The following is an 11,975-nucleotide window of genomic DNA, read 5'->3' as shown; positions in this document are numbered from 1 at the left end:
AGGCTGAACACGTGATAGAGCCATACAGCGTGGCTGATGAGGTCTGCCGGGAAACGGTGGCGATGGTGCGGGTCTGGCAGCTTCTTCATGTCATCATCCTCGCCCAGGCCGTCGTAGACCGCCAGTTAACGTGACAACGCCTTGGTAGAAGGACACCCGACCCTGGTGGCTGTAGCCGACGCTTTATTGCTCGCGCGCGCGACACTCGGCGAGCAATTGGGCAAGCTGCAGAAGCGGCTTGTCTCGTTGGCGCGAGACGACGCCCGCGCCCGGCTCCTCATGACGACTCCCGGTGTTGGCGTGTTGGTGGCGCTGACCTACGTTGCGGCCATTGATGACCCAGGCCGGTTCAAGTCGTCAAAAGCGACTGGAGCGCATTTTGGCCTAACACCAAAGAAATATCAATCGGGTGAGACAGACGTCACTGAACGGATCTCTAAGATTGGAGACGCAAGCGTGCGAACTGCACTTTATGAGGCCGCGAACGTTATCCTAACTCGGCCGGTGAAGGTCTCTTCGCTGAGAGTTGGGCTATGCGGGTGGCAAAGCGCGCTGGCATGCGCAAGGCTAAAGTGGCGTTGGCGCGCAAGCTCGCCGTCGTCTTGCACCGGATGTTGGTCGACGGGACGACGTTCGTGGCCGGCAAGGCCGCTGCGGCAGCGTAACAGAGGAGAGATCGCAAGTTTGGGCGGCCACAAGGCACCAGTCGCCCGGAGCAGGTCCCGTCGCCGGGACGATGGATCAGGTCAGACCGCAAGAGCGGACGCGGCGCTTCGCCACTGACCGCGCTCTTCTAGATTGGCCGGCCGATCCTCATCAGACCCCATCAGGTGGCGGCCAAAGCGCCGACCCCGGACAGAAGCAAGACACCGGCGACAGGATCACGCTCGAAAGGGATTGACACAGGAGGGCCCGTTACAGAAGCCGCTCTTATGCAGCGCATGTCCGAGATTCGCTGGCGGGTGTCGCATAAGCAATTGATCTTGCTTGAGGATTGGGTGTCGAGACCACTCCACTCACCTGATCAGACCGAGCCACACCCGCCATGTCCGACACTACGACCGAGACGTTCGGCTTTCCAGCTATTGGGCGGAAGAAAATCACTGCGGCTTTCGATGGGGGTCGCCTGACATCGGACGGTGGCGTTATGTTGCTCGCCGCTGTCGAGCGCGACATGGGCATCGCGGAGCGCTTCGCCGGGTTGATTGCCGACCCGCGCAATCCAGCATTCATCACCCACAGCGTGGCCGATATCCTGCGCGCGCGCATGCTTGCGATTGCCTGCGGATATGAGGATGCCGACGACCTCGATTATCTGCGCAGCGATCCAGGTTTCAAGCTGGCCTGTGGGCGTCTCCCTGATAGCGGTACAAATTTATGCTCTCAGCCCACGGTCTCGCGCTGGGAGAATGCACCCACCCTGCGTGAAGTGATCGGCTTGACCTACGCCATGGTCGATCTGTACTGCGAAAGCTATGTCCGGCCGCCGCGGGCGGTGACCCTCGATATCGACGACACGGTCGATATCGTTCATGGCCATCAGCAGCTCTCGCTTTTCAATGCGCACTACGATGAGCGGTGCTTTCTGCCGATCCATATCTACGACACGGCGACATCACGCCCCGTCGCCGTGCTGCTGTGGCCCGGCAAAACACCGTCGGGCGCAGAAATCCGCAACCATCTGCGCCGACTTGTGCGCCGTATTCGCAGCCACTGGCCCAAGACACGGCTGACCATTCGGGGCGATGGTCATTACGGACGGTCCGAAGTGATGACGTGGCGCGAAGCCAATAGCGTGGATTACATCCTCGGCTTGCCTGGCAATGCCGTGTTGAACCGTCTATTGGAATTAACCGCCGACGATATTCGGGTGCGCCGCGCCGAGGAACAGGCACCCGTCGTGCGCGGCCATATCGAGACGCGCTATGGCGCCCAATCCTGGCACTGCCAGCGGCGGGTGGCGGCACGCATCGAAGCGACCACAAAAGGTTTGGACATACGTTTCGTGGTGACCAACTTGCTCGGCGGCAGCGCCGAGTGGCTGTACGACACCTTATACTGCGCCCGGGGTCAGGCCGAGAATTTGATCAAGCTGCACAAAGCCCAACTCGCATCTGATCGCACCATCGGTGCGTGCATTCGTTCGGCCCGCGCGATCGAAGTGCTTTTGGCCGTGGAGGAGGCCACTCGATCGTCCGCCAGCCGGCCAATTTCGCATGTTGTGCCTCCAGCTCCGATGAGAGTCGCGTGCCTTGGGAGGGCCTCGACAGGCCTCTCATGATACTCATCAAGCGAGCACAATCGTACGGCTACCGGACGTCTTGTGGCGACAGCATTTCGTGGCACCGCCTAAATTTCATTCAGCCATTGCCGGCTTCTGTTACCGCAGGAATTCACCTTAGTGGTTACGCCAGAGCGGGAAATCCCGAGCCAGAGGTCGATCTCAACACATGCTGCGCACTGTCTTCCCGGCGTCAATGGCGAATATCCTCCGCAGATTGGTTCCGGCGACATACCTCTTAGGAGGGCACCCAAAAGATAAGACTATGCCCGTTGGCAGACTTTCTCGTTGAGGTCTGCCCAAAATGGAACGGCAGCGAGGAGAACACCCCTGAATGTCCTTAGAACACTTTACGGCCTTAGGACGCCGATCGCTATTGGATGTGAGTGGCTACTAAAAGGTTTGCTGAGCCAGCGTCTATGAGCTACTGCTAGACTAGCGGAAGCTCGTTCCCCAGATGCACGCCTGGGTGGCCGACGAGGATGATGCCTGTGCCTATCTTGGTGCCTGGCGGCTTGAGCTGCGCGGTCGTGTTGAGGACCTGCCGCAAGCGGCCTGGCTGCTTATTTGTTCTTAGCCTCCCCAAAAGGTATAGGCGCTGTTTTAGCTTGCCAGGAACCCGCACCGTTGCACTAAGCTCGCAGCTCGAAACGCTTAAGTCACGGCGGAGAGTTCATGTCTGAGTTGCAACCTGTGGCGGTACAAGCCGCGCCTGATGGACGAGACTACGTCCTCTATGAACGGCTATACGCGCTTGCGGTCGAATATGCCTGGGCAGCGCATTATCGCTTTGAGTGGGCGGAAGCGTCGCGACGTTGGCAGGCTGTGGCGCTGCTCTTTCCGGAGGTATCGACAGGTCCAGCCGGGGTTGCAAGGTGCATGATTGAGCGTGGGGAGATGGATGAAGCGGAAACTTACCTTAGTCGTTTCAACTATGGTGGTCTCGACGTGGACTCCAGAATGGTCCTGGCAGAAATTGCTACCCGAAAATGTAACTGGCAGCGAGCGGCACAACTCTGGGGTGAACTTCTGCTGATGAAACCTGACCATCCCGGACTGATCGACGGTTACGGTCGAGCCCTCTGGCAGTTGAACTCAGAAGGCGCAGAGGCTCCAGCGCAGCGTATCGTAGATGTCCCAATCGTACATGACGTCATTAGTCATGAACTAGTGATGCGTTTCCAGAGTCTGGGGGAAAACTGCGAATTTGGACTGGTGCAGAGGCATTTCGGGGCTGAGCCTGTGGAACTATTTCGGTGGTCGTATGTGAGGCCAGCGCAGATGGTTGCGCTTTTGGCGTCTGAGTTTGCCGGAATAGGAGATCCGAAGACCACCCGCATCAGCGTGTCGCGTTCGAATGAATATTTCATAGAAGATATTCGAAACGAGCTGATTTTTCATACCTTCGTGCCTCCTGGGTCGTGCGACCCAGATCAACTATTGGCGCAGCATTGCAGAAGACTCAAATGGCTCCGCGAGAAACTGGTTGATGACCTTCAGACTTCCGAAAAGATCTTTATCTTTAAGGATCATCTAGAGACGGATGTCGCGACCTTGTTCGAAATTGACAAGGCAGTTAAAGCGTATGGGCCGAACCGTTTGCTCTGCGTACGCATTGAGGATGGAGAAAACATCGCTGGATCAGCAAGGCGGATATCCGATACAATGGCTTTTGGCTATCTGGACAAGTCCTGCCCTTTGCCGGATGACACATGGCCAATCGCGTTCGAACATTGGACGAGCATCTGTCGGGAGACAGTGCGGCTAATCTCATGACTATCACTCGACGCGGATTGCTGGCTATGACTATCGCCCCGTCTTTTGCGGCTGACAGCACGAAGGCCATACAGTTGCACCTCGACCGAGCAGCGGGTCAGCTAGCCGAGATCCCGCCGGGCAAGTATTATTTATCAGCCTCGTTGCGAATCGCTTCGAATACGAAGCTGCGCGCTTATGGGGCTCACTTCGCTGCAAGCTCATCAGGTTTTGCCCTCTTTACCAACAGGAACTTTGACGTTCCTTATGGAACTGAAAAAATAGATCATGACATCACGCTCGAAGGGGGCACCTACGACTACGGATCGTTTAGAGACGGATCTACGCATGCGATCTCGATGCGCATGGCCAGCAAGATCGTAGTACGAGACGCCGTCTTCTTAGGCGGCAATGACGCAACCGCGATGTTAGCTTGCAAAGGCACTCTCGTAGAGAATTGTCATGCATTCGGGCAGAATAATTGCTCGTATGACCATTGGGAGGGGCCGCAGGATGCAACTGTGCGAAACTGTTATGCTTATGTGTTAGGGACAGCAAACGGGATTCTGTTTACCGGTGTTGGTGGAGAAGGAACGCAGCATACCGCAAGCCGCGCGTGCTTCAAGAATAATTCGATCCACGGGAGCCACCTAAGTCCGTGCGGGCCTGGGATTGTCATCAACGCCGATGGGCCAGGTTGTGCTACCGAGCACGCGAAAGTTATCGGCAATCAATTCATGAATACCGGAGGCGGTATCGTCATATCAGGCAGTGGAGGGCATCATGAACTCGACGGCAATTACTTTATTGAATGCGGATCTAGTGAGAAGGCCGGCGCGGATTGTCTGATTCGCATTTCTCCTGAGGTGAACGGCACGTCGATTAACGGACCCCCGAATGGCTGTGTTATTGGAGCCACTACCGCGGTAGGATGTACGGTTAATAAAGTTAACATAGGCCTGCTACAGCTTACCGGCGCACGGCACACGGTTGGAGCTCTGTCGCTTCGCAATTGCCATATCGGTGGTTGGGTGTTTTGGTGCCCGTCTCCCGGCAATCACATCGCAATCAACGGTCCGGTCACCGTCGATGCCGAAACCGTTCGCGGAGTGATGAACGGATTGTTTGCGGGCGACAGAACTACAACGATCACCACGCCTAACCCGTGGCGCACTTAGATGACTAAACCCTACATCAGCGATTGTCTGAACTTCGTCTTTTTTGACGAAGCCGTCTATCACCAAGGCATTCCCGTCAACCGCAAGGGTGTGATCTCCGGCTGCCAAGAGTCATCTCTGGTGAAATACATCGAGTATTGTTCCGCCCGGAGGTTCGTCGCGCACCGCAGACTGTCGGACCTGGGACACGATCCTGGCTACTTGGTGTTTGGATTGTACGGGAATCCAACCAACTGGACCGGCCACGATGGCACCGGGACGCCGCCCCTCGCATCGCACCTTAATGATCTCCCGCGAATCATTGCAGAACATCCGCGGCTACGGGTGTTGGTGGATTATTCGTTTGAGGCTGGATTAGGTGAGTGGTTCCTGGAGGGCATGACTGATTTTGTCACCAGCTTAAATATCGATCCGAGCAAAGTCGTGGTGCTGGTGTCGAATCACGGTATCGAGGCGCGGTATAATCGCTTTTTGCAAGAACGCGGTCGCTCTGCGTCGTCGAGCTTCCAGATTCTGGGGGACGACCTTTGGTTACTGTTTTCAGGTTCTGAGTTTCGGCAAAAGAATTGGCCGGACATGCCAGAGCGCATAGTATCGATGGCGGATGTCGAACGCCTGGACACCACGTTCCGGCCGATGAAGTTCCTTTCGCTGAACAGGCGCCCCCGCTGGCACAGATTTCTCATGTCCCTTATGATCAGTGCGGCAGGTCTGCGGAATCAAGGTGTAGTTTCAATGCCTTCCCCTGGTTATTCGGGGGATTGGGCGTCGGAGGACCGGTATCTTGACCTCGTTGGGGAGCGAATGGCACCTGCCCTATGGAAAGATCTGAAATCGATACGAGCGGAGCTGTTTTCGACCCTGCCCTGGGTAATTGACATCGACATGGGGAAGAACAGCGGCCAGCCCGAGCAGTTTCTTTTTCGCACCCAGACCCGCGATCTGTTTTCGAGCACGTATGTACAGATCGTGACGGAGACGGCCATGGAAGGCGAGCGCGAGGATGTATTCATCACCGAGAAAACCTGCAAAGCAATAGCGAACATGCAACCCTTCCTCGTGTTCGGCCACGCACATCACCTCCAACGTCTTTCACATCACGGGTTTGCCCCGCTCGAGATGTTTGACAATGCCTACGATGATGCGGACGACATGGGAGACCGTCTCAATCAGTTATACCGACTGGTAGCCCAGCTTGGCGCATGGTCGATCGCAGATGTCCATGAGCTATATCACGCCGAGCTTCCGCGTCTCAGCTTCAATCAGCAAAGGTTGCTAGATCTTTCGTCCCGCTTTGCATGCAATATGATTGTCCGACTTCAAGAGGCACTTCGATGACCGAATGGGCATCGATGTTGCGCACGCAACTTCAGCAAGTTGCGGACTTGCTTCAGCAGAGGAACTGGATTGATGCGTTTGATAGCTGGGAAAAGTCGCGCAATGATTGGCTTGGTCTAGCGCGAAGTCTATCTGTAACTGGACACGTGATGGAGTCGGAACACATAATCGGCAGCCTTACCCTGCGGTATGCGGATGATTGCGATGCCGCGTTAGCGTATGCGCTGATTGCATACTCTCAGCAAGACGCAGAGGAGGCGATCCGCCGCTTTGAACGCTTGCGCACCCATTTTCCGGATATGGCCACTGGTTATCAATTCGTAGGTGATCTCCTGATCGCTCAAGGTCGATACGATGAGGCCGATGAGGTGTTACAGCGGGCTCTAACGCGCTTCCCAACGGAATCGGCGATTGCGGTGTCTTACGCTTGGTCGGCCCAGCTAAACGGTGATCGGGTTGGTGATTGGGCTGAAGCAAGAAATCGTTGGCATTACCTTCTAATGCATTTTCCTGAAAATCCACTCGCTCCGACCATGTTAGGTCTGATTCTAACGCGGTATCTAAATCTACTTGAAGAAGCCGAAACGATATTGTCGGCCGCCGTTGAGCGCTTTACTGAAGACGTTGGCATCGCAATCCAACATGCCCGAGTCGCAGACTACCGCAAAGACTGGGACGAGGCAGTGCGACGTTGGGACTTGTTGGTGTTGCGGTGGCCCGACGATTCCGCTGTCGTGGAGGGGAGGGGGGAGACTGAGGCACGTAGACGGTTCGAAGAGATCGACTACGAGGCGGAAACTTCCACCGTGTGCGGGAAAAGTATAGTAGAGGAACTTGACCCGAAGTCCGACCGGGAATTGTTTATGCAGTTCGAGAGCCTGGGTGAAAACTGTGAATTTGGGCTGGCCCAAAGGCGTTTTGGTGCGGAGCCTCTTGGTCTGCTGAGGTGGATGGCATCATCACCGGAACAGCTTTGCTCGGCTCTTGAAGACGAGTTCGGTGCCTTCGAGAGGAAATCCAATTTCGAGATAAGGCCGAACGGGCCCGAATATTTTCTGTACGAGAATCAATATCAGATGATGATGCACACATTCATCCTGAGAAGTGAGTATCACGGCTCGGTTGAGCAGCTCCACGAGCAACTGTTCCGCCGGATGCGATATCTCAAGCGAAAGTTACTTGATGACCTTCGGGCAGCGGAAAAGGTCTTCGTCTGGCAAAGTGGGATTGGATCAACGCTCAATGAGGAAATCGTTCTGCGAATGCACCGCGCGATCCAGATTTTTGGCGACAACACGTTGCTCATTATAAAGCGGCATAACGATCAGGCAGCGCCGCCGTTCGTAGAACAGAAGCTGCCGGGGCTGCTGGTTGGCGGGCTTCATCAGGTTGAGACGTCAAGAGCAGACGATGGATCAGAGCGTATGGCATCGCCTTTCAGTGCGTGGCTGTCGGTGTGCCAGACCGCTCTGCAATTGCGAGGGCCGCATTCTGTCACATCAGAGTAGGCCGTTTCGCGGCACTAAGGCGGATCAAAAACCAGAATGCGCGATTGCCCGTCATCGGCGCGCCGGGGAACTCGAGCTCAATCCGCCGAGGGCGGACTTTTGTCGCAGGGATGCCGGCGAGACGGTGCTGGCGCTCGCAAGGAGCATTCGCCTGCGCCGAGAGGACAATCGCCTGGTTGAACCGTTGCCGAGGCCTCAGCAAGGACTGGGAGTGCCTCAACCGAAACCTCCTGGCATTCCTGCGCTGGGCTTCAGTGCGATCGATGCTGCGACACCTTTGCCAACGAATAAATTGATCTTGGACCGACTCCTAGCGCCTTCTCCTGTTCTCCATCGGTTACGACGGGGGCTTCATCGGTAGGCGGAGCCCGCCCCTGCCTAACCATGCGCTGCCCTTTCCACGCCCACCTCGGCACACGCGGGCCGGTTTTGTGCGTCTTGGATGCCCCCGGCTAAGGTGAGCCGCCTCTCGCGCCACGAATCGCCTGCCAAGAGGCCATTGGTGATGCATCGACCTCATGTCACGTGCGTATTATGATCACCATCGTTAGCTAGGAGGTCGACATTGAGCCGCATAGTTGCGAGTCGCATCTTCACAGAAGCCGACCAGTTGAAATTCGCGACCCTGTCTGGAGACTTCAACCCGATGCATGTTGACCGTGTGACGGCGCGCCGAACCGGCGCCGGCGCGCAGGTTGTACATGGCATGCATAACCTGCTCTGGTGCCTCGGCTGCGTGGCGCAAGAAACCACCAACAGCCTTCCCATGGCAAGCTTGCGGGTAAACTTTGATACGTTCGTGACAATTGGTGAACAAGTCGAAATCGCACTGTTGCAATCCGATGTCACGCGGATTCGTGTGGAGGCGCGCGCCGGAGGCGTAACCGTGATGACCGTCTTACTTGGATTTGGCGACAAGCGCGCAGCGTCGCCAGAGCCGAAGTCCATCGTGAGTTTCGACGCGGATACCGCGATTGACCCGCCGGAAACGGAGATCGAGACGATGAGTGGCGCGATTCCGTTTGCCCAACCGGTGGCCATGATAGCCGCAGCTTTCCCTCACACGGCCCGCCTGCTTGGCGATCGAGGTGTGGCGGCACTGGGCGGCTTCACCCGGTTAGTCGGCATGGTCTGCCCCGGTCTGCACTCGATCTTCAACAGGATCACGCTAGAAGCAGCCGATGATGACGGCACCGACTACATCGGCTTCCAAGTGACAAGCGCAAGCCAGATGCACCGCCGCATCGTATCTGCGGTTTGGGGCGGCGGCTGGGTCGGGTCGTTGACCAGTATGGTGCGGCATCGGCCGACGGTCCAATCTTCTTCGGAGGACGTAGCCCGGCTAGTCGTCCCGAACGAGTTTGCGGGCCGAAATGCTCTGGTGATCGGAGGATCGCGCGGCATTGGCGAGGTGGTTGCCAAGCTCGTTGCGGCCGGCGGCGGAAATACGATCATCACCTATGCTGTCGGGCGTAGTGACGCGGAACGGGTGGCCACAGAGATCAAAGCGCAGGGCGGCAGGTGTGATGTCGTAAAGTTGGATGTCGGCCAGCCTATTGCCCCCCAGCTGGCCTCGATCGAGACAGTTCCGGATCAACTCTACTATTTTGCCACGCCCATGATCGGTGGCCGCCGAAATGCGCTGTTTGAAACGGAAAAACTTGCCAATTTTCTTCGGTTTTATGTCACGGGGTTCTATGATTGCTGCCAGACGCTGCTTGCTCGTGAGCCGGAGCGACTTTCCGCGCTTTATCCCTCTTCTGTCTTCGTGGAAGCGCGGCCGGCCGGGGTTGTCGAATATGCGATGGCGAAAGCTGCCGGCGAGCAATTGTGCCAAGACATGAACGAAAGCATAGCTAACTTCCACGTCATGGTTTCGCGCCTACCTCGTCTTGCAACAGACCAAAATCCCGGTTTTTCGGGAACCTCTGCGACGCCATCCGTTGCCGAGGCTCTGCTCCCGCTGATCAGAGCGATGGTTCAGGGCGGGCGTTAGCCTTCGTCGCACATAGCTGAGATCGCAGCGGTTGCCCCACCCGCGAAGCTACGCAACGGGGTCGATCCACATGCCACAACTTGGCTATTTTACCTTGTAACTTAATCCTCAACCGCCCATCCAAGCCCAGAACAATCGTAAGCGGTCGTTCTTCTGTCCTTCTGTCCTCCGCTGCACAGTTGAATGAGACTGTGAGTTTGTATGCGCTGCCTGGTTTTCCTGACCCTGAATGAGACTGACCTCGTGTCTTAGGGATGATTTGTCGGCCTTCCAGGCAGCGCCTGTCGGTCGGGCGAGACGTGACCTCATAGGAGCTTGAAGCTTTGGTCCCATCACAGTCCTGTCCGCTCGTTCGACCGTCAGGCTCCGCAACCTGTTCGGAGTCTCCTGCCATGAACCAGACTGCTGCTGCCGAGGTTGTCGTCGGCGTCGATACTCATAAGCACATCCATGTTGCCGTGGTGGTCAGCCCACTCGGCATGCGCCTGGGCACCATCACCATTCCAACAAACGCAAAAGGCTATCGTGATCTCGCGGCTTGGGCCTGCTCGTTCGGCACCATCAGGGCCTTCGGCGTCGAGGGCACTGGATCGTACGGAGCGGCCCTCGCAAGGTTCCTGCGCGGGCAGGAACATGCCGTGATCGAGGTCAACCGTTCCGATCGGCAACTGCGACATCAGAGGGGCAAAAGTGACCCGATCGATGCCGAGGCGGCTGCTCGGGCGGTCCTCGGCGGCCAGGCGACCAGTCTTCCTAAATCGGGCACGAGCACAGTGGAGATGATCCGCCATCTCAAGGTGGCGCGTGATACTGCGGTCAAGGCACGGAGCCAGAGCATGCTGGCAATCAAGGCCCTGATTGTCGGCATCCCGTCTGCCTTGCGTGAGCGTCTTGAACTTCTGCGCGGCAAGATGATGCTCATCCGACATCTCGCCGCCTTGCGGCCAGGACCGATCGTCTCGACTGTCGCCTCGGCCAAGGCCGGCCTGCGGGCGCTCGCCCAGCGTTGGCTTGCGCTCGACGACGAGATCAAGGTCCATCAATCTCATCTTGAGGCGCTCACCCGCGCGCGTGCTCCTGACCTGGTCGAGGTGCATGGGATCGGAAGCGGCACCGCAGCAGAGATGCTCCTGCTCGTTGGTGACAACCAGGATCATATCCGCTCGGAAGCGGCATTCGCCGAACTGTGCGGCGTATGCCCGATCCCCGCATCCAGCGGAAGGACCCAACGGTACAGATTAAACCGTGGCGGCAACCGACAGGCGAACGCGGCCCTCTACAGGGTTGTCGTGACGCGCATGCGAGGCCATCAGCCAACGGTCGACTACGTGCAACGCCGCACGGCGGAGGGAAAGAGCAAGGCCGAGATTATTCGCTGCCTCAAACGCTACGTCGCCCGCGAAATCTTTGCGCATCTCCGTCGCGAGCCGATCACACCCAACATACCCGCCACCGCCGCTTGACCAACATAGGAGCATCATCCCGTAAGCGGACGGTATCCGTGAGAGGGATAGACGATGACGACACAGCAGATGGATGCCGTTGGCGCTGGCCACGGCGGCCGAATGTCGCGGCAGCGCAAGCGTGAGGCGGTGCTGCGCCTCCTGCGGGGCGAGGACCTGGACATGGTGTCGCGCTCGCTCGGTGTGACCGCGGCGACGCTGAGCGGCTGGCGCGACGCCTTCCTCGACGGCGGCGAGGCCAGCCTGGCGACCAAGGCCCCGAATGGTGAGGAGCGCGAGAGCGACCGCCTCAAGGCACGGCTTGGCGAGATGTTGCTCGAGCGCGAACTGCTGGAGCAGAAGATCGCCCTTCTGGAGGGCAACAGCGGCCCTTTGGGCCGCCGGAGGCCGAGGCGATGAGCCGCACGCTGTCGCCCAGCAGCGGAAAGCCCTACGGGCTTGCACACGTCTGTCGGA

The 11,975-nt window shown here is 57.6% G+C and carries 6 protein-coding genes and 4 pseudogenes; all 10 read left to right on the top strand.

Features of this window, described 5'->3' with window-relative positions:
* Positions 1 to 279: 279 nt before the first annotated feature.
* Positions 280 to 435, top strand: a pseudogene (locus GSQ92_RS31590) (transposase); the annotation flags it as partial.
* 610 nt (positions 436 to 1,045) lie between these two features.
* Positions 1,046 to 2,125, top strand: a pseudogene (locus tag GSQ92_RS06570) (IS1380 family transposase); the annotation flags it as partial.
* Between the two features lie 831 nt (positions 2,126 to 2,956).
* Positions 2,957 to 4,057 (top strand): M48 family metallopeptidase, encoded by a 1,101-nt coding sequence (locus tag GSQ92_RS06565; RefSeq protein ID WP_159013184.1) that lies wholly within the window; start codon positions 2,957 to 2,959, stop codon positions 4,055 to 4,057.
* Positions 4,058 to 4,083: 26 nt separating this feature from the next.
* Positions 4,084 to 5,214 (top strand): hypothetical protein, encoded by a 1,131-nt coding sequence (locus tag GSQ92_RS06560; protein ID WP_159013183.1) that lies wholly within the window; start codon positions 4,084 to 4,086, stop codon positions 5,212 to 5,214.
* Positions 5,215 to 6,552 carry a hypothetical protein gene (locus GSQ92_RS06555; protein WP_159013182.1) on the top strand — a complete coding sequence of 446 codons (1,338 nt, stop codon included), beginning with the start codon at positions 5,215 to 5,217 and terminating at the stop codon, positions 6,550 to 6,552.
* Positions 6,549 to 8,060, top strand: a complete 1,512-nt coding sequence (locus GSQ92_RS06550) for a tetratricopeptide repeat protein (RefSeq protein WP_159013181.1) — start codon at positions 6,549 to 6,551, stop codon at positions 8,058 to 8,060. Before GSQ92_RS06555 ends, GSQ92_RS06550 begins: the two co-directional genes overlap by 4 nt.
* Before the next feature lie 158 nt (positions 8,061 to 8,218).
* Positions 8,219 to 8,356: pseudogene (locus tag GSQ92_RS06545) on the top strand (IS5/IS1182 family transposase); the annotation flags it as partial.
* A 269-nt stretch (positions 8,357 to 8,625) separates the two neighbouring features.
* Positions 8,626 to 10,056: an SDR family NAD(P)-dependent oxidoreductase gene (locus GSQ92_RS06540; RefSeq protein ID WP_159013180.1), complete on the top strand. Its 1,431-nt coding sequence runs from the start codon at positions 8,626 to 8,628 to the stop codon at positions 10,054 to 10,056.
* A gap of 392 nt (positions 10,057 to 10,448) precedes the next feature.
* On the top strand, positions 10,449 to 11,519 hold the full coding sequence (locus tag GSQ92_RS06535; RefSeq protein ID WP_159013179.1) for an IS110 family transposase: 1,071 nt from the start codon (positions 10,449 to 10,451) through the stop codon (positions 11,517 to 11,519).
* A gap of 54 nt (positions 11,520 to 11,573) precedes the next feature.
* A pseudogene (locus GSQ92_RS06530) lies at positions 11,574 to 11,896 on the top strand (helix-turn-helix domain-containing protein); the annotation flags it as partial.
* Positions 11,897 to 11,975 lie beyond the last annotated feature (79 nt).

It is taken from the genome of Acidisoma sp. S159 (assembly GCF_009766125.1).
Taxonomy (GTDB): Bacteria; Pseudomonadota; Alphaproteobacteria; order Acetobacterales; family Acetobacteraceae; genus Acidisoma.
The sequence above is the reverse complement of the archived record's forward strand: the minus strand, read 5'-3'. Positions and strand labels throughout refer to the sequence as shown.

Bases quoted from the DNA above. Each gene is read 5' to 3' on its own strand.
- GSQ92_RS06565 (WP_159013184.1), top strand. From the start codon at position 2,957: ATGTCTGAGTTGCAACCTGTGGCGGTACAAGCCGCGCCTGATGGACGA.
- GSQ92_RS06560 (WP_159013183.1), top strand. From the start codon at position 4,084: ATGACTATCGCCCCGTCTTTTGCGGCTGACAGCACGAAGGCCATACAG.
- GSQ92_RS06555 (WP_159013182.1), top strand. From the start codon at position 5,215: ATGACTAAACCCTACATCAGCGATTGTCTGAACTTCGTCTTTTTTGAC.
- GSQ92_RS06550 (WP_159013181.1), top strand. From the start codon at position 6,549: ATGACCGAATGGGCATCGATGTTGCGCACGCAACTTCAGCAAGTTGCG.
- GSQ92_RS06535 (WP_159013179.1), top strand. From the start codon at position 10,449: ATGAACCAGACTGCTGCTGCCGAGGTTGTCGTCGGCGTCGATACTCAT.